Source organism: Leifsonia sp. ZF2019, from assembly GCF_019924635.1.
In the GTDB taxonomy this organism is placed as follows: domain Bacteria; phylum Actinomycetota; class Actinomycetes; order Actinomycetales; family Microbacteriaceae; genus Leifsonia.
The window spans coordinates 3,071,260-3,091,839 of sequence record NZ_CP065037.1; the positions used below are offsets into that span (position 1 = coordinate 3,071,260).

20 protein-coding genes are annotated in these 20,580 nt (G+C 72.2%); 14 read left to right on the forward strand and 6 right to left on the reverse strand.

The window, feature by feature from the left end; translation table 11 throughout:
- The first annotated feature begins 37 nt into the window (after positions 1-37).
- The 9 genes from paaA to IT072_RS15180 all read left to right on the forward strand — a co-directional run bounded on the left by paaA (position 38) and on the right by IT072_RS15180 (position 7,882).
- Complete coding sequence (paaA, locus tag IT072_RS15140; protein ID WP_223357683.1) at positions 38-1,018, forward strand: 1,2-phenylacetyl-CoA epoxidase subunit PaaA; 981 nt, start codon at positions 38-40, stop codon at positions 1,016-1,018.
- Positions 1,015-1,302 carry a 1,2-phenylacetyl-CoA epoxidase subunit PaaB gene (gene paaB / locus IT072_RS15145; protein WP_223357684.1) on the forward strand — a complete coding sequence of 96 codons (288 nt, stop codon included), beginning with the start codon at positions 1,015-1,017 and terminating at the stop codon, positions 1,300-1,302. Before paaA ends, paaB begins: the two co-directional genes overlap by 4 nt.
- Positions 1,299-2,132 carry a 1,2-phenylacetyl-CoA epoxidase subunit PaaC gene (gene paaC / locus IT072_RS15150; protein ID WP_442786768.1) on the forward strand — a complete coding sequence of 278 codons (834 nt, stop codon included), beginning with the start codon at positions 1,299-1,301 and terminating at the stop codon, positions 2,130-2,132. The genes paaB and paaC overlap by 4 nt, the downstream gene beginning before the upstream one ends.
- Positions 2,126-2,620: a 1,2-phenylacetyl-CoA epoxidase subunit PaaD gene (gene paaD, locus IT072_RS15155; protein WP_223357685.1), complete on the forward strand. Its 495-nt coding sequence runs from the start codon at positions 2,126-2,128 to the stop codon at positions 2,618-2,620. The genes paaC and paaD overlap by 7 nt, the downstream gene beginning before the upstream one ends.
- A gap of 8 nt (positions 2,621-2,628) precedes the next feature.
- Positions 2,629-3,735 carry a 1,2-phenylacetyl-CoA epoxidase subunit PaaE gene (gene paaE, locus IT072_RS15160; RefSeq protein WP_223357686.1) on the forward strand — a complete coding sequence of 369 codons (1,107 nt, stop codon included), beginning with the start codon at positions 2,629-2,631 and terminating at the stop codon, positions 3,733-3,735.
- Between the two features lie 8 nt (positions 3,736-3,743).
- The gene (locus IT072_RS15165; protein WP_223357687.1) at positions 3,744-4,514 is read left to right on the forward strand and encodes an enoyl-CoA hydratase/isomerase family protein; all 771 of its coding nucleotides are present in this window, start codon (positions 3,744-3,746) and stop codon (positions 4,512-4,514) included.
- 70 nt (positions 4,515-4,584) lie between these two features.
- Positions 4,585-5,970, forward strand: coding sequence for an LLM class flavin-dependent oxidoreductase (locus IT072_RS15170; protein WP_223357688.1), 1,386 nt, complete (start codon positions 4,585-4,587; stop codon positions 5,968-5,970).
- A gap of 56 nt (positions 5,971-6,026) precedes the next feature.
- On the forward strand, positions 6,027-6,647 hold the full coding sequence (locus tag IT072_RS15175) for a GntR family transcriptional regulator (RefSeq protein ID WP_223357689.1): 621 nt from the start codon (positions 6,027-6,029) through the stop codon (positions 6,645-6,647).
- Positions 6,647-7,882, forward strand: a complete 1,236-nt coding sequence (locus tag IT072_RS15180; RefSeq protein ID WP_223357690.1) for an MFS transporter — start codon at positions 6,647-6,649, stop codon at positions 7,880-7,882. Before IT072_RS15175 ends, IT072_RS15180 begins: the two co-directional genes overlap by 1 nt.
- Positions 7,883-8,117: 235 nt before the next feature.
- Here IT072_RS15180 and IT072_RS15185 read toward each other — a convergent pair whose 3' ends face one another.
- Positions 8,118-9,452, reverse strand: coding sequence for a maltokinase N-terminal cap-like domain-containing protein (locus tag IT072_RS15185; RefSeq protein ID WP_223357691.1), 1,335 nt, complete (start codon positions 9,450-9,452; stop codon positions 8,118-8,120).
- Positions 9,453-9,531: 79 nt separating this feature from the next.
- On the reverse strand, positions 9,532-10,935 hold the full coding sequence (locus IT072_RS15190; protein WP_223357692.1) for a M23 family metallopeptidase: 1,404 nt from the start codon (positions 10,933-10,935) through the stop codon (positions 9,532-9,534).
- Positions 10,936-11,135: 200 nt separating this feature from the next.
- Here IT072_RS15190 and IT072_RS15195 point away from each other — a divergent pair, with 200 nt between their 5' ends.
- Both IT072_RS15195 and lepB read left to right on the forward strand, forming a co-directional pair.
- Positions 11,136-12,401: an MFS transporter gene (locus IT072_RS15195; protein ID WP_223357693.1), complete on the forward strand. Its 1,266-nt coding sequence runs from the start codon at positions 11,136-11,138 to the stop codon at positions 12,399-12,401.
- A 60-nt stretch (positions 12,402-12,461) separates the two neighbouring features.
- Positions 12,462-13,196 (forward strand): signal peptidase I, encoded by a 735-nt coding sequence (lepB, locus tag IT072_RS15200; protein ID WP_223357694.1) that lies wholly within the window; start codon positions 12,462-12,464, stop codon positions 13,194-13,196.
- Positions 13,197-13,206: 10 nt separating this feature from the next.
- Here the strand turns inward: lepB and IT072_RS15205 are convergent, their stop codons facing one another.
- Positions 13,207-14,148, reverse strand: a complete 942-nt coding sequence (locus IT072_RS15205; protein WP_223357695.1) for a siderophore-interacting protein — start codon at positions 14,146-14,148, stop codon at positions 13,207-13,209.
- Between the two features lie 220 nt (positions 14,149-14,368).
- On the opposite strand from IT072_RS15205, the gene IT072_RS15210 reads away from it, so the two are divergent.
- Entirely contained in the window at positions 14,369-14,698 is a 330-nt protein-coding gene (locus tag IT072_RS15210) for a YciI family protein (protein ID WP_223357696.1), read from the forward strand.
- Here the strand turns inward: IT072_RS15210 and IT072_RS15215 are convergent.
- Together IT072_RS15215 and IT072_RS15220 are read right to left on the reverse strand one after the other, a co-directional pair.
- The gene (locus IT072_RS15215) at positions 14,682-15,341 is read right to left on the reverse strand and encodes a response regulator (RefSeq protein ID WP_223357697.1); all 660 of its coding nucleotides are present in this window, start codon (positions 15,339-15,341) and stop codon (positions 14,682-14,684) included. The genes IT072_RS15210 and IT072_RS15215 overlap by 17 nt on opposite strands.
- The gene (locus IT072_RS15220; RefSeq protein WP_223357698.1) at positions 15,338-17,005 is read right to left on the reverse strand and encodes a sensor histidine kinase; all 1,668 of its coding nucleotides are present in this window, start codon (positions 17,003-17,005) and stop codon (positions 15,338-15,340) included. Before IT072_RS15220 ends, IT072_RS15215 begins: the two co-directional genes overlap by 4 nt.
- Positions 17,006-17,156: 151 nt before the next feature.
- Between IT072_RS15220 and IT072_RS15225 the strand changes: the two genes are divergently transcribed.
- Complete coding sequence (locus IT072_RS15225) at positions 17,157-18,656, forward strand: CitMHS family transporter (protein WP_442786769.1); 1,500 nt, start codon at positions 17,157-17,159, stop codon at positions 18,654-18,656.
- 68 nt (positions 18,657-18,724) lie between these two features.
- Here the strand turns inward: IT072_RS15225 and IT072_RS15230 are convergent, their stop codons facing one another.
- Positions 18,725-19,627: a DUF4190 domain-containing protein gene (locus IT072_RS15230; RefSeq protein ID WP_223357700.1), complete on the reverse strand. Its 903-nt coding sequence runs from the start codon at positions 19,625-19,627 to the stop codon at positions 18,725-18,727.
- Between the two features lie 269 nt (positions 19,628-19,896).
- Here IT072_RS15230 and IT072_RS15235 point away from each other — a divergent pair, with 269 nt between their 5' ends.
- Positions 19,897-20,568: a GAP family protein gene (locus tag IT072_RS15235; RefSeq protein WP_223357701.1), complete on the forward strand. Its 672-nt coding sequence runs from the start codon at positions 19,897-19,899 to the stop codon at positions 20,566-20,568.
- Positions 20,569-20,580: the final 12 nt, after the last annotated feature.

Here is a 20,580-nt window from a genome sequence, read left to right on the forward strand (position 1 = left end):
AGTCAGTTATTGAGCGTCGACGGAGACGGAGGGACTGATGACGAGCATCGACACGGTCGAGCAGGACGACGCGCAGGCGCGGTTCGACGACCTCATCGCGGCCGACTCCCGCGTGGAGCCGCGCGACTGGATGCCCGACGCCTACCGGCGCACCCTGATCCGGCAGATGTCGCAGCACGCGCACTCCGAGATCATCGGGATGCAGCCGGAGGCCAACTGGATCACCCGCGCGCCGAGCCTGAAGCGCAAGGCGATCCTCATGGCGAAGGTGCAGGACGAGGCCGGCCACGGGCTCTACCTCTACTCCGCGGCGCAGACGCTGGGCATCACGCGCGACGAGATGACGGAGCAGCTGATCGACGGCACGGCCAAGTACTCCTCCATCTTCAACTACCCCACCCTCAGCTGGGCCGACATCGGCGCGATCGGCTGGCTGGTCGACGGCGCGGCCATCTGCAACCAGGTACCGCTGTGCCGCTGCTCCTATGCCCCCTACGGCCGCGCGATGGTCCGCATCTGCAAGGAGGAGTCGTTCCATCAACGGCAGGGGTTCGAGATCCTGCTGACGCTGATGCGCGGGACCGCGGAGCAGCGCAGGATGGCGCAGGACGCGGTCGACCGCTGGTACTGGCCGTCGCTCATGATGTTCGGGCCTCCCGACGCCGAGTCCCGCCACTCGGCGCGGTCGATGGCATGGAAGATCAAGCGCTTCTCGAACGACGAGCTGCGGCAGCGGTTCGTCGCGATGCTGGTGCCGCAGGCCGAGGCGTTGGGCGTGACGCTGCCCGACCCGGCCCTGCGCTGGGACGAGGAGGCCCAGGCCTACGCGCTGGGGACGATCGACTGGAGCGAGCTGCAGGAGGTCATCGCCGGGCGCGGGCCGTGCAACGCCCAGCGGTTGCAGCGCCGGCGGGAGGCCCACGACGACGGCGCGTGGGTGCGGGAGGCCGCGGCCGCGTACGCCGAGAAGCGCGCCGCCGGCGGGGGGCACGTCGCCGGCCGGGAGGCCGCCGCATGACCGCCGAGGTGTGGCCGCTGTGGGAGGTGTTCGTCCGCGCCTCCCGCGGCCTGAGCCACGTGCACGTCGGGTCGCTGCACGCGCCGGACGAGGAGCTGGCGGTGCGCAACGCCCGCGACCTCTACACGCGCCGCGGCGAGGGGGTCTCGATCTGGGTGGTGCGCTCGGACGCGATCACCGCGAGCGACCCGGACGCCAAGGACGCCTTCTTCACCTCGCCGGAGGGCAAGAACTACCGGCACGCGACCTACTACACGGAGAGCGAGGGGGTGAAGCACCTGTGAGCACCGGGCCCTCGTCCGAGGAAGGGCACGGCCACGTCGAGCTCAGCACGGTCACGCTGTCGGCCGAGTTCGTCGACCACGCTTCCCCGGCCTCCCCCGATGTCGCCGAGTACGCGCTGTGGCTCGGCGACGACGCCCTCGTGCTCGCGCAGCGGCTCGGGATGTGGATCTCACGCGCGCCCGAGCTGGAGGAGGACGTCGCCCTCGCCAACATCGCCCTCGATCTGCTCGGCCACGCCCGGTCGCTGCTGCGCTACGCGGGCACCGCTTCCGGCCGCACCGAGGACGATCTCGCCTACTGGCGAGACGAGCACGCGTTCCGCTCCGCACACCTGTTCGAGCAGCCGAACGGCGACTTCGCGCACACGATCGTGCGGCAGTTCGCGGCCTCCCACTACTTCGCGGAACTGTACGAGCGGTTGCGCGCCTCCGGCGACCCGGTGCTCGCCGGCGTCGCCGCGAAGGCGGTCAAGGAGGTCGACTACCACCGCGACCACGCCGACCAGTGGATGCGGCGGCTCGCCCTCGGCACCGACGAGTCCCGTCGCCGGACGCTGAGCGCGCTGGCGGATGTGTGGCCGGCGGTCGACGAGCTCTTCCGCGACGACCCGCTGATCGACCGCCTGGAGGGGATCGCGGTGCGCCCCTCCACCCTGCGCGCCGCGTTCGAGACGAGCCTGCGTCCCGTTCTCGACGAGACCGGCCTGGAGCCGCCCGCGACCTTCGCGTCGTCCGGCGGCGGCCGCCGCGGACGCCACTCCGAGCACCTCGGTCCGCTGCTGGCGGAGCTGCAAGTGCTCGCCCGGCAGTACCCGGGGGCGACATGGTGAGCCACTTCGCCGAGGCGGACCGGGCATGGGAGGCCGCGGCCGCGGTGCTCGACCCGGAGGTGCCGGTGCTGACCATAGACGACCTGGGCATCCTGCGCGCCGTCAGCGTGACCGACGACGGCGTCGAGGTGGTCATGACGCCGACCTACTCCGGCTGCCCGGCGATGGAGACGATCCGCGAGGACGTCGTGCGGGCGCTCGCCCGGGCGGGCTTCGACGCGGTCCGCGTGCGCCTCGAGCTCGCCCCCGCCTGGAGGACCGACTGGATCAGCGCCGCGGGCAAGGCCGCGCTGGAGGAGTACGGCATCGCTCCCCCCACCGGTGCCGCCGCGCCCGGCGGCCCGGTGCGCCTCTCGCTCGGCGTGAAGTGCCCGCAGTGCGGGTCGCTGAGCACCCGGCAGCTGTCTCGGTTCGGCTCCACCTCGTGCAAGGCCCTCTATGTGTGCGAGGGATGCGGGGAGCCGTTCGACCACTTCAAGGCGCTGTGAGGGCGACGATGGCCCGCGCACGCTTCCACACGCTGTCCGTCGCCGAGGTGCGGCCGCTGACCGCCGCGAGCGTCGAGGTGACCTTCGCCGTCCCTCCTGAGCTGCGGGACGACTACGACTACCTGCCCGGCCAGCATGTGGCCTTGCGGGCCGAGGTCGGCGGTCGGGAGCTGCGGCGCAGCTACTCGATCTGCCGCCCGCCGCTGCCGCCCTCGCTGGACCGGGACGGCCGCATCAGCGTGGCGATCAAGCGCGATCTCGGCGGCGCGTTCTCGACCTGGGCGACGAGCGAGCTGCGGCCCGGCGACCGGGTCGACGTCATGAGCCCGCAGGGTACCTTCACCGTCGACCTCGCCGCCCTCGACGGCCGGCACATCGCGGGGATCGCCGCCGGCTCCGGGATCACCCCGCTGATGGCGCTCGCGACGAGCGTGCTCAGGGCGAGCACGACCTCCCGCTTCACCCTCGTGTACACGAACAGGACCGCGATCGACGTGATGTTCCTGGAGGAGCTCGCCGACCTCAAGGACCGCTTCCCCGCCCGGCTCGCCCTGCACCACGTGCTCTCGCGCGAGCAGCGCTCGGCCCCGCTGCTCTCCGGCCGCATCGACGAGGAGCGGTTGCGCCGGATGCTCGGTACGCTCCTGCCGCCCGACACCGTCGACGAGTGGTTCCTGTGTGGACCGTTCGAGCTGGTGCAGCTGTGCCGCGACGTGCTGGAGGACTCCGGCGTGCCGCGTCCCTCCGTGCACTTCGAGCTGTTCACCACCGGCGACCCGGCCGAGGTGCGCGGCGATGCGGGCCGCCCGGTCGTCGTGCACGACGGCGAGCGCACGGCCGAGATCGAGTTCACGCTCGACGGGACCACCTCCACCGTCTCCACCCCGGTCGACGCCAACGAGTCGGTGCTCAACGCCGCCCTGCGCGTGCGCGCCGACGTGCCCTTCGCCTGCACGGGCGGAGTCTGCGGCACCTGCCGGGCCCGGCTGCTCGACGGCGAGGTGCGGATGACGGAGAACTACGCGCTCGAGCCCGAAGAGCTGGAGCGCGGCTACGTGCTGACCTGCCAGTCCCATCCCCTGACCGACCGGATCGTCGTCGACTACGACGGGTGAGGAGCGCCATGATCGAGCTGGCCATCGACGACGGCATCGCCCGCGTGACGCTGAACGCGCCCGCCCGGCTGAACGCACTCGGGCCGCACGACCTCCGCGCCCTCGACGCGGCGTACGCCTCGGCAGAGGAGGCGGGCGTGCGAGCGCTCGTGCTGCGCGGAACAGGACGGGCGTTCTGCGTGGGCCGCGACATCTCCGGGGTCGATCCGGCCACCGACGACGTGACCGGTTACCTCGACGGCCTCGTCGCCCCGCTGCTGCGCCGCATGAGCGCCTTCCCCGCCCCGACCTTCGCCGCCGCACAGGGAGCCTGCCTGGGCGTGGGGCTCGGTCTCCTCGTCGCGACGGACGTCGTGCTCGTCGCGGACGATGCGAGAGTCGGCTCCCCGTTCGCCGCACTCGGCGCCGCCCTCGACTCCGGAGGCCACTGGCTGCTCGTCTCCCGCCTCGGACCGCACCGCGCCCTCGACCTCATCTACTCGGGTCGCCTGCTCTCCGGCACCGAGGCCGTGGCGGGCGGCCTGTTCAGTCGCGCCCTGCCCGCGGCCGAGCTCGACGACGCAGTGGAGGCTGCGGCGAGCGCGGCCGCGACCGGTGCGACCCAGGCGTTCCTCGCGAGCAAGCGCATCGTCGCGGGCCTGCGCGACGGCGACCTGGACCTCTGGTCCTCCGTCGCCGCCGAGAACGCCGCACAAGCGGCCCTGCGCGACACCGCCGACTACCGCGAAGGCTTCGCCGCCTTCCAGCAGAAGCGGCGGCCCCGCTTCACCGGGCGCTGAGCGCCAGCCCCGGTTACGTCGTGTGACGTGCCGGGTGCGCCGCGGCACGGCATCCCGCATCCTGGATCGCATGACCCGTCAGATCCGTTTCAACGCCTTCGATATGAACTGCGTCGCCCATCAGGCCTCGGGGATGTGGCGCCATCCCGACGACCAGGCGTGGCGGTACAAGGACCTCACCTACTGGACCGAGCTCGCGAAGCTGCTGGAGCGCGGGAAGTTCGACGGGATCTTCATCGCCGACGTGCTCGGCACGTACGACGTGTACGGCGGCGACAACGAGGCCGCGATCCGGCACGGCGCGCAGGTCCCGGTCAACGACCCGATCCTCCTGGTCTCGGCGATGGCGCTGGTGACGGAGAACCTGGGCTTCGGCATCACCGCGGGCACCGCCTACGAGCACCCGTACCCGTTCGCCCGCCGCATGTCGACGCTCGATCACCTGACCAACGGGCGTGTCGGGTGGAACGTCGTCACCGGCTACCTGCCCTCGGCCGCGCGCAACATGGGGCACGACGACCAGCGGGAGCACGACGACCGCTACGACCACGCCGACGAGTACCTGGAGGTGCTCTACAAGCTGTGGGAGGGGTCGTGGGAGGACGACGCCGTCGTGCGCGACCGCGAGTCCGGCGTGTTCACCGACCCGGCGAAGGTGCACGAGATCGGCCACAGCGGCACGCACTTCACCGTGCCGGGCATCCATCTCTCCGAGCCGAGCCCGCAGCGCACGCCGGTGATCTACCAGGCCGGCGCGTCGAAGCGCGGCATCGGGTTCGCGGCCGAGAACGCGGAGGCCATCTTCGTCGCCGCCTCCACCAAGGACGGGCTGAAGGCGACCGTCGCGAAGCTCCGCGACGCCCTCGAGGCCGCCGGACGCGACCGCTACTCCGCCCGCATCTACACGCTGCTGACGATCATCACGGACGAGACGCCCGAGAAGGCGCAGGCGAAGTTCGAGGACTTCCTGCAGTACACCTCCGACGAGGGCGCGCTCGTGTTCATGTCGGGGTGGATGGGCGTCGACCTGTCGCAGTACGACCTCGACGAGCCGATCGGCAACGTGCAGAGCAACGCCATCCAGTCGGCCGTCGCCAACTTCCAGCGCCCGAACGAGGACGGCGGCGAGTGGACCGTGCGCGACATCGGCCGCAACGGGGCCATCGGCGGCCTCGGACCGTACATCGTCGGCTCGGGGGCGGAGATCGCCGACCAGCTGCAGGAGTGGGTGGAGGAGACCGACGTCGACGGCTTCAACCTCGCCTACGCGATCACCCCCGGCACGTTCGAGGACATCGTCGAGTTCGTCATCCCGGAGCTGCAGAAGCGCGGCGCCTACCCGACCGACTATGTGCCGGGCACGCTGCGCAACAAGCTGCACGGCGCGGGCGACCGGGTGGCGGAGACGCACCGGGCCGCCCGGTACCGGGTGAAGGCGGCAGCCCCGCAGGCCTGATCCGCGACCATCACCACCTTGCACGCAACCTTGCATGCAAGGCGTAGACTGGACGCATGATCCCGGCCGCCGAGCACGCCTACGCCCACACCAAGCACCTCATCCTGTCGGGCGAGGCCCCGGGCGGGACGCTGCTCAGCGAGGCGCAGCTCGGCGCCGAGATCGGCGTCAGCCGCACGCCCGTGCACGAGGCGTTCCTGCGATTGGCGGCGGAGGGGCTGCTCACGCTCGAGCCGCGGCGCGGGGCGGTCGTGGTGCCGATGTCGCCGCGGGAGGCGCAGAACGTGCTCGATCTGCGGGAGGCGATCGAGGCCACCGCCGCCGCGCGGGTGCGCGAGGGAGGCGGGGCCGACGACGCCCTGCGCACCGCCCTCGAGGAGGCCCTGGCTGAGCAGCGCGCGGCCATCGCCGCCGGCGACGTCGAGCGCTTCGTCGAGGCGGACCAGTGGTTCCACGCGGCCGTCGTGGACGCGTCGGGGAACGATCTCGCCGGCCACTTCTACGGGCTCCTGCGCGACCGCCAGCAGCGCATCCGGCACCAGTTGTTCCGCGTGCGGCCGGAGACTCTGGGCGATTCGCTCGCCGACCACGAGGCCCTGCTCGACGCCCTGCGCAGCGGCGGCGACTACACCGGTCTGCTGCGCACGCACATCGCACGCAACCAGGGCGCGCTGTGATGCGCGAGACCCGTGACGTCCGCGCGGCCCGGCCCTCTCGCGCGCCGTGGCGGCTGGTGTTCGCCGTCATGTTCGTCTGCTCCTGGTGCGGCAACCAGTTCAGTCCGCTCCTGCTCATGTACAAGGACGTCCAGCACTATTCGGAGCTGACCGTCAACATGTTCCTCGGCGTCTATGTGCTGGGCCTGGCGCCGGCGCTGCTGATCGCCGGAGCGCTCTCGGACCGGCACGGCCGGCGCCCGCTGATGTTCGCGGGAGTGCTCTCGGCGATGCTCGCGAGCGGAGCGCTGGCCCTGGGCGAGCTGGGACCGGTGCCGATCTACGTCGGACGGCTGCTCTCCGGCATCACGGTCGGCATCGCGATGGCGGTGGGCACCAGCTGGATGAAGGAGGTCTCCTCGCCGCGCTTCGAGCCGGGCGTCGACCGCGCGGCCGGAGCACGTCGCGCCTCCCTCGCGTTCACGCTGGGCTCCGCCGCCGGTGCGCTCGTCGCGGGCGGGATCGCGCAGTTCACCGTGTTCGGCGAGGAGCTGCCGTTCGTCGTCCACATCGCACTGACGCTGCCGCTCGCGTGGGCGGTGCTGCGCATCCCCGAGACGGCGACCAGCGGAGGCGAGCGCGGTCCCCTGCTGGCCCAGCTGCGCATCCCGGCTGCGGGCCACAAGCGGTTCCGCCGGGTGGTGCTGGTCGCGGCGCCCTGGATCTTCGCCGCGGCGGCACTGGCCTACGGCTACCTTCCCGTGCTGCTCGGCGATCGGACCGGGGAGTGGGGGCTGGGCTACGCGACCGTCCTCACCGTCGTCGCGCTGGGTGTCGCCTCGCTGGTGCAGCCGATCGCCAAGCGGCTCCACTCCGTCTCGAGCGCGCGCGGGCTGGTGGCGGCGCTGATCACGATCGGCGCCGGGCTCGTCGTCCTCACCGGGGCGGTCGTGACGCGGTCGCTGCTTCTCGGCCTCCTCGCGGCGGTCGTCCTGGGCGCCGGGATGGGCATCGCCCTCGTCTCCGGGCTGCTGGAGGTGCAGAGCATCGCGACGCCGCGCGACCTCGCCGGGCTGACCGGGATGTTCTACGCCGTGGCCTATGCAGGCTTCCTCGTGCCGACCATCATGGCCGCGCTCACGCCGCCTCTGTCGACGATCGGTCTGTTCCTCGCGCTGATCGCGCTGGCCGCACTGTCGTCGCTGGCCCTGCTCGCCTCGTATTCCAAGCACCTGCCGCGCACCGCGGAGGCGTGAGGCCCTGCGCGACGTGACGACTCCGGAGATCTCGTCGCCGATGGCGGACGTCGCCGTTCCTCCGGAACTCTGGACGGCGCGTCGGCGGAGAGATCCGTTCGCACGGAGATCGTGACCGACACGCGGAGCGCGGCGCCGTTCGAACGGAGTTCGCGGCCGACTCGTCGCGAGAGCCCGTTCCCACTGAGGTCGCGGTGGCCTCAGCCTGTCCGGCCCACGTCCACCGCGGCCACCGTCAGACCCGTGTCGACAGCAGCCGCTCCACCGCGCCCAGCGGGATGGGGATCCACGCCGGACGGTGCCGCGCCTCGTACACGATCTCGTACACCGCCTTGTCGAGCTCGAACGCGTCGAGCAGCGCGTGGTGCTCATCCAGCTCGGCGCCGGCCACGGACGCGTAGCCCTCGAGGTACGCCTCCCGTGCCCGGGCGGACCAGGCGGCCGCGTCGATCGGCGGCTGCCGCTGCGCGAGCGACCCGGCGACGTAGTCGAACGAGCGGAGCATCCCCGCGACGTCGCGCATCGTGGAGTCCGGGAGGCTGCGCTCGGCGAGCGGGCGCAATGGCTCTCCCTCGAAGTCGATGAACTGCCAGCCGCGGTCGGGCGCGTGGAGCACCTGCCCGAGGTGCAGGTCTCCGTGGATGCGCTGCAGCACGGGCGCCGGAGCGGCCGCCGCGGCCTCGTAGACAGCGGCGATCCCCGGGCGCAGCCGCTCGACATCGGGCACCTCGGTCGTGGTCACGGTGAGGCGGCGGAACATCGCGTCGAGCGCGCGGGCGACATCCTCCCGATCCGCGGGCCGGGTCGGCAGGGCCAGCGCCAGCTGACGGTGCAGCTCGGCGGTGCCCCGCCCGAGGTCGAATGCCCGGTCGGCGAAGTCCTCACCGCGCTCGGCGGCCGAGACGGCGAGCTCCCAGCCGTCCTCCGCGCCCGGCACGAAGTCCTGGATGAGCGCCAGCTCGCCGGCGGCACGGCCTCCCGTCGCCGCAGGCCACTCGCCGGTCAGCCAGCCGATCAGAGCGGGCGTCCGACGCGATCCCTCGGCGGTCAGCGCCGCCAGGGTCGAGACGTCGGGGTTCTCGCCGTCCTGCACGACGCGGAACACCTTGACCAGCGCGAGCCGGTCGCCGGCGAGCTCGGCCACGATCGACGTGTTCGACTGCTCACCCGTGAGACGGCGCGACGAGACGACCTCGATCGGGCCGGCGAGCGTGTGCCCCTGTGCGTGCGCGTCGCGTCCCTCGGAGCGGTCCGCGCCGGTCATCAGCGCGATGAGGGAGGCGACGTAGGCCTCCTCGGTCGGGCCGTCGTAGAGGAAGCGTCCGCCGGCCTCGCCGATGAGGGCCGTCGCGTCGCCGCCCCGATCCGGCCGTGCCACGACCGGCACCTGGTACACCCGTGGGGTGCGGGGGGCGTCGTCGCAGAAGAAGTGGGTGACGATGCGGAGGTCGGGATCGGCGGGCTCGATCTCGAAGGAGGCGAGGAGTCGCAGTCTCGGCTCGACGCTCTTGGTCGAATACCACCGTTGGCGCCGCATCCATGACCCGACGAGCTCCGTGAGTTCGGTCATGCCAGCACGGTACGCCCAGATCGGAGACAGCGCGGAGAACAACCGGCGAACGTGCAGGATCGCGGGAGGAGGCCGCCGCTCAGCGCGTCCCGATCGTGACACCGCGTGCCGCGAAGAACGGCATCGGGTCGATCTGCAGACCGTTGACGCGCACCTCCAGGTGCAGGTGGCAGCCGGTGGACGCACCGGTCGAGCCGACCTGCGCAATCGCCTGTCCGGCCGCGACCCGCTGCCCGACCGCCACGCCGATTCCGCCGTCGCGGATGTGCCCGTATGCGGTCTGCACGCCGCCGCCGTGGTCGATCAGGATGAAGTTGCCGTAGGACCCGTTGGGCCCGGCGTCGACCACGGTGCCCGCCGCGGCCGCCACGATCGTGGTCCCGCAGGCCGCACCGATGTCGTCGCCCGGGTGGAAGAGCGCGGTGCCCGCGGGGCGGGAGGGCCGCGGCCCGAAGCCGTCGGTCAGCGGCCCGTGCACCGGGAGGGTCCAGCCGTCCGGGATGAGCGAGGGATCGACGGTGAGGGTGCTCCAGCCCGCGTCGGCGGACAGCACGGTCGGCACCTCGGCCAGCGCGGCGACGGCCAGGTCGACCCGGGTCTGCGCGTCGGCCACGGTCTGCTCGCTCGCCGCGACGTCGATGGCGGACACCGTCCGCGCGGCGGCGGCGGCCTTCTTCTTCGCGACCGCCGCTGCCCGCGCGTCGGCGCTCGCGGCGCGGAGTGTCCGCTCGCCGTCCGCTGAGAGGGTCCTCAGGCGGTCGACGGCCCCGAGCCGCCCCAGGAGGTCGCCCCTGCCGCTGAGGACGGTGGCGAGCGGGTCTGCGGTGGGCCCGTGCGAGACGGCCGAGCGCACGAGCGCCGCCGCTGACGCGGCAGACCTCTGCGCCCGCTTCGCCGCCGCATCCGCCTGCGCCTGCAGCGCGTCGGCGACGGTCTGCGCCTGCTCCCGCTCGCGCTGTGCGTCCCGCGCCTGCTCGGAGGCGGTGGCCAGGGCATCCTGCGCCGTGGCGAGGTCGCTCGCCAGCTGCGAGGCACGCGCGACGTCGGCCTCGTCGAGCGCCGGCCCCGGGCCGAGGTCGGGGATCGTGAGCGGGATGTCGTCGGTGGGTGCGGGAGCAGGGGTCGAGGTGGGGGACGGGGTCGGGGTGGGTGTGGGGGTCGGCGTCCCCGTCGGCGTCGGAGTGCCCGTGGGATCCGGAGTCGAGGTGGGCGTCGGCGTCCCGGTCGGATCGGGGCTCCCGGTCGGATCGGGGGTCCCGGTCGGATTGGGGGTCCCGGTCGGGGTCGGCGTCTCGGTCGCGGACGCGGTCGGCGAGGGTGCCGGCATCGCGCATCCCGTCGCCGGACACTCCTGGGCCGCGGCGGCCTGCGCCGGCACCGCGAACGTCCCGAAAGCCACGAGAGCCAGCGCCGCGGCCACCACCATCCCGGTCGCGGGCCGCGCTCCGCCCGCGCGGCGCGGTCCCCCGCGTCGTGACCCCACCCGACGTCGCTGCGCGCTCTTCATGATCACGCGGGCGCACGCCGATCGCGTCGCGCGCCCGTGCTCCGATGCTCTCACCGCGACAGCCCGCGGACAAGCACCGACCGCGATGTCGGATTCGGCTCACAGCGTCCCGGCGCGCACGACCACCAGGGGCTCCTCCCCCCGGATAGCCTGATCGGACGACGCGAAGGAGGATCATGCCGCATCCTCGCAGCCGCGACGTCTTCGGGATCCCGGGTTTTCCGGCGTACTGGGCGTCATACACGGTCTCCGGATTCGGCACCTACGTCACGACCATCGCGGTGCAGGTGCTCGTCCTCGTCGACCTCGGCGGAGACGCCGTCGATGTCGGCCTCCTCAACGCGGCTCGCTGGCTGCCCTACCTGCTGCTCGGGCTGGTCGCCGGCGCCCTGGTCGACCGGAGGCCCCGCAAGCCGGTGCTCGTGGGAGCCGATCTCGGGCGGGCCGTGCTGCTGCTCGTCATCCCGCTGCTCGCCGTCGCGGGGTGGCTCAGCCTCCCCGCCCTCCTCGTCGTCGTGGTGGCGGTCGGATCGCTGTCCCTGTTCGGCGATGCCGCCGCGCAATCGCTCGTGCCCCGGATCGTCCCCCGCGCGCAGCTGCTCGCCGCCCACGCGCGCACGGACCAGAGCGACGCCGTGGCCCAGACGGCGGGACCGGTCGTCGCCGGCGGGCTGGTGACCCTTGTCGGCGCGGCGTTCTCCATCGTCATCGACGCCGCGTCGTACCTGTTCTCCGCGATCGCGATCGGGCGAATCCGGGTGGAGGAGGCTCCCGCGGCACTCGCCGACCGGCGTCCGCTCCGGACGGAGATCGCCGAGGGGCTCCGCTGGGTCTACCGTCATCGCGTGCTCGCGCCGATGGCGATCGGCTCCCACGGCTGGTTCTTCTTCACCAGCATGCTCGGCACCGTCTTCACGCCGTTCGTCCTGATCGGCTTGCACCTGTCACCGTTCCAGCTGGGGGTCGCCCTCGCCGGAGCCGGAGTCGCCGCGCTCGTCGGCAGCACCCTCTCGCGCCGGGTCGGACTCCGCTGGGGTGCGGGACGCGCCGTCATCGTGAGCAATCTCGTCATGGTCTTCGCCTGGGCTGTCATCGCGACGGTGCCGGAGCCGGCCCCCGCCTGGTCCCTGGTCGCCCTGCTCACGATCGGGCAGGGCTTCTACGGATTCGGCCTCGGCCTGAGCAACGCGAACGAGATGGGCTATCGCCAGGCCGTCACCCCGGACCGTCTGCAGGCCCGCACGAACACCACATGGCGCTCGGCCAACCGCGGGATGATCGTCGTGGGGGCGCCCCTCGGCGGACTCCTCGCCGACGCGCTCGGGTTCCGGCCGACGCTCTGGATCGCGATCGGCGGTGTCGCCCTGGTGACCGGCTTCCTCGCGCTCAGCCCGTTCCGAACGGCACGGCATCAGCTGCCCGAGCCGGAAGCAGGAGCCTGACGTGCACCGCCCGCGATGTCGGATGCGGCTCACAGCCTCCGCACGGTACGGTGAGGCATTGTGACCGACAGCACTGCCCCCACCCGCCCGCGCCGTTCCGCTCGCAAGTCGGGGTGGAAGTCGCTGCTGCGGGATGTCGTCGTCATCTTCGTGGTCGCGGTGCTCGTCTCGTTCCTGATCAAGACGTTCGTCGCGCGCTCGTTCTACATCCCGTCCGGATCGATGGAGAACACCCTCCAGATCAACGATCGGATCATCGTCAACGAGCTGCAGCCGAAGCTGTTCCCGCTCCAGCGCGGCGACGTGGTCGTGTTCAAGGATCCGGGCGGCTGGCTGCCCGCGCCCGCACCGAGCACCGGCAACGCGCTGCAGCAGGGCGTCGGCGCGGTGCTCGACTTCGTGGGCCTGGGCGCCTCCGACAGCGACCAGCACCTCGTCAAGCGCCTCATCGGCCTCCCCGGCGACACGGTCAGCTGCTGCAACGCGCTCGGTCAGATGAGCGTGAACGGCGTGCCGCTCAAGGAGCCCTACGTGCTCCTCCCCGCCGGCGTCCAGCAGGTGTCGGGCAAGCCGTTCAACGTCACCGTGCCGGAGGGCAAGGTGTGGGTGATGGGCGACAACCGCTACAACTCTGCCGACTCCCGGTACCACATGGACGACCCGGGCGGCGGCTTCGTGCCGCTGGACGACGTCGTCGGCAAAGCCTTCGTGATCAGCTGGCCGCTGAGCCACTGGACCTGGCTGAGCGACTACCCCGAGACCTTCGCCGGAGTCGAGGACGCCGAGAAGAAATGACCGCGGCCGGTCAGTTCTCGGCGCGGCCCCTCCGCCAGTAGCCCATGAAGGCGACGCGGTGGCGGTCGATTCCGTGGCCGCGCACCAGGAGGCGGCGCAGCGCCTTGACCGCGGCGGACTCCCCGGCGATCCAGGCGTAGAAGCCTGCCTCGCCCTCCTCGGGCAGCTCCCACAGCACGTCGCGGTCGACGTCGACACGGTCGAGGCGCTGCCGCTCCGGTGCTGCCGCCCGGGCGACGACCTCGGGATGCTCGGCCAGCCAGCGCTCGATCGCGGGCACCAGGGCGGTGCCGGTCTCGGCGTCGCCGCGGGCCGACCAGGTGATCGTGACGCCGGGAGGTGCCAGAAGAGGCAGCGCGTCCTCGGGGGCGGGGACCTCGAGGAACACGTGGGCCGTGCAGTCCTCCGGCCGGGACTCCAGGATGGCCGCTACGGCGGGCACCGCCGTCTCGTCACCCACGATGAGGAGGTCCTTGCAGCCGCCCGGGTGCCAGTCGATGCCCATCCCCGTCGTCGTGCTGCGGGCGTCCGGCCCGACGATCACGAGCTCGTCGCCGGGGGCCGCGGCCAGCAGCCAGCGGGCCGCGGGTCCGCCGTCGCCGTGCGACACGAAGTCGATGTCCACACGGCGGTCCGCCGGGTCGGAGACGCGAACGGTGTAGGTGCGGAACGGGTTGCGCAGATGCTCGGGCAGGGCGCGCCAGCGGTCGTACCAGTCGCCCGCGGCCAGCGACTCCTCGTCGTCGAAGCCGAGGTCGGAGATGGTGCCGTCGGCGAGCGGGAACAGGAGCTTGATGCGCTGGTCCAGGCCCTCGGTGCCGAAGTGCTCGAAGTCGTCGCACGCGAAGCTGACGCGGGTGAAGTGCGGGCTGAGCGGCCGGACGGCGGACACGCGCGCCCGGTAGGGCCGGTAGGCGGGACGGTCGGTGCGGGCCGGGGCGGTGGTGGTCACGCGGGCGTGCGCTCCTCTCGGGCGTCGCCGATCCCGCGCGCGACGGGACGGGGGATCGGTACAGGAAGTAAGGCAAGGCTACACTAACCAGCTCCCCGGCCGGCTGGGAGTCCCCTCCGTCCCGTCCTTCCGGCCGCGAACGCAGCGGTGCACAATGTCGACCGGGCCGTACGCCGTTCGGCCTCCGGGTGAAGGTCCCCGATCGAAAGGACACAGGACGATGAAGTACATGATGTTCGTGGTCACCGACCCCGCACCGGACTCCCCGGCCGACGACTCCGACGTGGAGCTCTGGGTGGACGAGTTCGACAGCTCCGGAACGCGCCTCACCGGCGACGCGCTCGAACCACCCTCGGCCTCGCGGGTCGTCAAGGTGCGCGACGGCAGACGTTACGTGACCGACGGCCCCTTCGCCGAGTCGAAGGAATGGATCTGCGGCTTCGACATCCTCGAGTGCGACTCGATGGAGGAGGCGGTGGAGGTCGCCGCGCGGCACCCCATGGCCCGCAACGGCAAGCTGGAGCTGCGCCCGTTCATGGTCTGGGAGTGACGCGGTAGCGGTGCTCCGGGCGGCCGGTCGCGCCGTACTGCAGAGCGACCTCGGCCAGCCCCCGAGCCGCGAGCGCCGCGAGATATCGCTGCGCCGTGGCACGGGAGACCCCGACCGTCGCAGCCACGTCGGCGGCGGTCCGCTCCCCCGTGCGCAGCTCGTCGAGGACCCGTTGCTCGGTCGCAGACCGCGAACCGGCCGCGGACCCGTCTCCGGAGTGGAGGATCCGCAGCGCCCGCTCGACCGCCTCCTGGTCGGCTCCGCGATCGTCGGTCAGGATGTTGCGGTACCGCTGGTAGGCGTCGAGTCGCTCCTCGAGCATCCGCGCGTCGAAAGGCTTGATCAGGTAGGCGAGCGCCCCGCGTCGGAGCGCCCTGCGCACGGTCGCACCGTCCGCGGCGGCACTGATGACGAAGGTGTCGACGTCGAGCTCGGCCAGCAGATCGAGGCCGTCGCCGTCGGGCAGGAAGACGTCGAGCAGGACGAGATCGGGAGCGTGGTCGCGGACCGCGGTCCGTGCCGCCCGCGCGGAGACGACCGGCTCCAGCGTCGTGAATCCGCGACGCCCGTCCACGAGGTCGCGGTGCAGCCCCGCGACGCGGAAGTCGTCGTCGACGACGAGCACCCGGATGTCGGTGCTCATACCGGACCACCCCTCTCCGCCGCGGCCGCCCGGGCCGTCGGGGCGTCGGCGACGACCGTGCCCGGCAGCCGCGCGCAGAACACTGCGCCGTGCCCGTCGCCGCCCGGGTCGACGAGCCACACGTCACCCCCGCGGCGGCGTGCCAGATCCCGGCTCAACGGGAGGCCGAACCCGCGACCGTGCACCGCGTCCTCGCCGAGGCCCTCGACGCCGGCGTCTCGGGCCGAGCTCTCCGCGACCCGTCCCACGCCGCGCCCGGAGTCGCTGACGGTCGCGAAGAGCGTGTCTCCGTCGTCGAGCAGTTCCACCTCCACCCAGCGCGGCTCCGCGCCGTCCACGGCCGCGTTGACCGCGTTGTCGACGAGGTTGCCGATCACGGCCGCGACGTCCTCCGCCTCGGCGACGGCGCCGACGACGAGCGTCTCGGGGCCGAGCGAGAGGAGCACCCCGCGCTCCGCGGCCTCCACCCCCTTCGCCCCGAGCAGCGCCTGGAGGTACGGCTCCTGGAGGCGGTCGGCGTGCTCGACCGGGAACTTCAACGGCCCGCGCGCGACCACGTCGTCGAGGAACGCGCGCGCATCCTCGGTGCGACCGGAATCGATCAGACCGACGATGACGTGGAGGCGGTTCGCGAACTCGTGCCGCTGGGCGCGGAGCGCGTTCGTCATCGACGCCACGGCGTCGAGGCGTTCCGTGAGGGAGACGAGGTCGGTGCGGTCCCGGACGACCGCGACGGCGCCGAGGTCACGTCCGTCGCGCTCCACCCGCCGGAGGTCGACGTAGAGCACGCGGCCGCCGACGACGACGGCCTCGCCGACCACCGGCTCGTCCGCGACCACCAGCGCGACGACCCGGGGATGCACTCCCGTCTCGGCGATCGGCAGGCCGACCGATGCGGGTGCGGCGCCGAGCAGCTCGGCGGCCCGTCCGTTGCACACGCTGACGACGCCCTCCGGGGTGACCGCGAGGACACCCTCGCCGACCCCGTCGAGCACCGCGGCGCGATCCTGGACGAGCGCGGCGAACTCCTCCGGCTGGAGCCCGAGGGTCACCCGCGTCAGCCGGCGCCGGATCAGCCAGGAGGCGCCGGCCCCGATCGCGAGCGCGCCCGCGGACGCCGCCCCGATGGCCGTAAGGAGCCCGGGCAGGCCACCGAAGACGCTCGCGCTCGCAAAGCCGACGCTCACCTCTCCGACCGGGAGCCCGTCGTCCGTCGCACGCACCGGCACCTTGGCGCGCGCCGATTCGCCCAGCGTGCCGGACTCCCACGCCACCGTCTCACGGCCGGCCATCGCGTCGGCGAAGCTCGTGCTGACCGGCTCGCCGAGCCGATCGGGGTCCGGGTGGGCGAGCCTGATGCCGTGGTCGTCGGTGATGACGACGAACAGCGCGCCCGTGCGGTCCCGCACACTCTCGGCGAGCGGCTGGAGCGGGCCGCCCGCCAGTGCGGCGGCCTCCGGAGTGCCCGGGTCCTCGCTGTAGCTCGCGACCGCGGCGCGGATATCCGAGTCCTCGGCGACCGTGCGGGCGATCGCGAGCGCGGAGGCCTCGGCCTCCTGGCGCAGCTGGAGGACGCCCAGCCACGTGAACGCTCCCGCGCACACGGCGACGACAGCGGAGACGGTGGCGACCTGCAGGAGGAGGACCTGGCTGGCGAACCGCACGCGGCGCCTCCCTCCCGTCTCCGTCGTCCGGACCAGCGTAGGCGGAGACGGTGTCGCCCGGCGAATGCGCAGAATGCGCAGAATCTTCTGATCGCGCAGATCGCCGAGGAATGCGCGATACCGCGACGCGGGCTCTGGCCGTCCCTACGGTGTGGGGAAGTCCATCCCACTCGACGAAGGAGTCGACGTGCTCGTCATCCTCGGATTCGCCATGATCCTCGCTTTCATGGCCCTCATCATGACCAAACGGCTGACGCCGATGGTCGCCCTCATCATCGTCCCCACCGTCTTCGGCCTGTTCGCCGGAGCGGGCCTGGGTCTCGGCGACATGATCGTCGACGCGCTCAAGGACCTCGCGCCGACGGCCGCCCTGCTCATGTTCGCGATCATGTTCTTCGGCATCATGATCGACGTCGGGCTGTTCGACCCGCTGATCCGCTTCATCGTGCGCTTCCTCGGCGACGACCCGGCGAAAGTCGTCCTGGGCACGGCCCTCCTCGCGGGAGCCGTCTCCCTCGATGGGGACGGGTCGACGACCTTCATCATCACGACCTCCGCGATGCTCCCGATCTACCTCCGGCTGGGCATGAGCCCGGTGGTGCTCACCTGCGTCGCAGGGCTGGTCAACGGCACGCTGAACATCGTGCCCTGGGGCGGCCCGACGGCACGCGCCGCCGCCGCGCTCAAGGTCTCGCCCAGCGACATCTTCGTGCCCATGCTCCCGTCCCTCGCCGTCGGCCTGGTCGTGGCCTTCGCCCTCGTGTGGGTGCTCGGCGTCCGCGAGCGCAACCGCGTCGGCAGTCTGGCGCTCTCCGAGCCGTTCGCGACGGAGGGCGGCGGAGAGCCCCGGCGTCGATTCGGCGTCCTGCAGGGCGGCCGACTGATCCGCGGCGCCCAGGCGGCTCCGGGAGCGCGCGGCTCCGTGGACACCCGGGGCATCGTGACGGTCCGAGGAGGCGGCGCCGCCGCGACGGCCGACACGGCGACGGCGACGCTCGCGGGCACCGCGCTCGACCCGGGACGCCCCACACTGCGACCGCGCCTGATCTGGGTCAACCTCGCCCTGACGCTCGTCGTGATGGTGCTGCTGGTGATCGACGTGCTGCCGCTGGCCTACATCTTCATGGTCGGCTCCGCCCTCGCGCTGATCGTCAACTTCCCGAAGCTCCGCGCCCAGGCTGACGAGATCGTGGCGCACGCCCCCAGCATCGTCGGGGTCGTCTCGATGGTGCTCGCGGCGGGCGTGCTGGTCGGCGTCCTCAACGGGACGGGCATGGTCACCGCGATGGCCCAGTGGGTCGTCGACATCGTGCCCGCCTCGATGGGTCCCTTCCTGGCCGTCATCACCGGCCTGCTGTCGATCCCGATGACGTTCTTCATGTCGAACGACGCGTTCTACTACGGGATCCTGCCGATCCTGTCGGAGACCGCGGCGACATACGGGATCAGCCCGGTCGAGATGGCGCGGGCGTCGATCATCGGGCAGCCCGTCCACCTGCAGAGCCCGCTCGTGCCCGCCATTCTGCTGCTGGTCTCCCTCGCGGGCGTCAACCTCGGCGACCACCACAAGAAGGTGCTGTGGCGCGCGCTCCTGGTGTCCCTGGTCATGCTCGCGGTCGGCGTGCTGCTGGGAGCCGTGCCCTTCGGGTGAGACGACGGAGCGCCGGGCATCGATCGCGATGCCCGGCCCTCAGACTGCTCCGTGCCGCGCGGTTGCGCTCAGCCGCAGTAGGAGTTCAGCGTGTCGAACTGGTCGCTGAGCGTGTTGACGTCGTCCTCGAGCTGCGTCGAGTCGCGCTGGTCGGCCGGGGTCGCGATGTACGCGTCCAGATCGGCCTTGAACGTGTCGATGTCGGCGTTGAACGCGTCGACCTCCGACGACAGGTCCGGGTCGCTCAGGCTCGAGGTCGCGAGTGTGAAGGCGTCGAACGCGCTCACCAGCGCCGCCTTCGCGGTCTCCGGGTCGTCCGCGAGGTTCGGGAGCTGCTCGTTGACCACCGGGAGCAGGCTGTCCGCCGCCGCCGTGAAGCGCGCGCAGTCCACCGTGAGGGCGATGTCGTCGGACGGCGCGCTCGGGATCGCCGTCGGCAGGTTACGCACGGCGGTGGCCACGGCCAGACCGCTCATGACCGAGACGATGATGAGGATGGTCACGCCGACGATGGTCAGCGCGATGCTCACGTAACCGATGATGAGGCCCGCGAGGGCGAAGCCGCGACCCTTCTCGCCCGTGCGCTTGATCTGGCCGAGCGCGATGTGGCCGCAGATGATGCCGACCAGGCTGATGAAGAACGACCCGACGAACGACACGATCGCGAGCACGTTGGTGGTGCCGGAGGAGGGCGCGGGCGCCTGGTACGGCTGGTACGGCGGCACGGGGCCGCCCGCGGCGGGTGGCACGGGAGGGGCGGCGGCGTAGCCCGGCGCGGGCGCGGCGTACGCGGGGGCGTCCGGAGCGCCGGAGGCCGGAGCCGGGGTCGGAGTCGCAGGGCCGGCGGGCTGTTGCGGCTCGGTCGGGGAGCCTGCGGTGTCGCCCGGCAGGTGCGACGCGGGCGGCACGTCCGCGGGAGCCGGGGTCGGGTTCGAGGTGGGCTCGTCGGAGCCGGGAGGGGTCGTCGTCACGGGAGTCTCGCTTCTGGTGAATGGGGACGAAACGTACCGCCCGGGCGACGTGGCCCCCCGGCACGGCCTTCCGAGTCTACGAGGCGAGCGGGAACTCGGCACCCTCTCGGCGGCGAGCCTCGCCCGAACCGCTCTCAACCTGGATGAATCGTGAGCGCTACCTGATGTTTGTGTCGTAGAAACCGTACAGGTGACCGAGAGCCCCCTGACGGGCTGGATACCGTGGCAGCGGCCCACATCCCGGGCCCGGAACACGAAGGGTGCACACCATGGACGACATCGCATCGGCCTTCCCGCTCGCCCTGGGCATCATCCTCAGCCCGCTGCCGATCGTCGCGACGGTCGCGCTGCTGCTCTCCTCGGGCGGACGGCGCAACGCGCTCGCCTTCGCCTGCTCGTTCACGGCGGTGGGATTCCTGGTCACCCTGGTCGCCGGACTGACGTCCGCCGGTTCGTCGGGCTCCAGCACGGGGAACTCGCCGTTCGCTGTGATCCTCCCGGCCGTCCTGGGCGCGGCGTTCGCCGCCCTCGCCGTTGCGAGCTGGCTCGGCCGGCCCCGCCGCGGGCGTCCCGCTCCCACCCCCGGCTGGCTTGCGGCCGTCGACACGCTGACCCCCGTCCGCGCAGCCGGACTCGGTGTGCTGATGGCGGCGACGAACTCCAAGAACATCCCGCTGGAGCTCAAAGCCGGAGCGGTCTTCGGGTCCGCGGGTGCTCCCCTGCTCGCAGTCGGAGCCCTGTGTCTGGGCTTCGCCGTGGTCGCAGCACTCGGAGTGCTCGCCCCGACGGCCCTCGCGGCGACCGGTGCCCCCGGGGTCACGTCGGGACTCACCCGCCTCAAGGATGCGATGATCCAGCACAACGCCGGAATCATGACCGTGCTCTTCGCTCTTCTCGCGGTCATGGAGGCGAGCCACCTCATCGCCGCACTGGCGGCCTGAACGACCGGACGG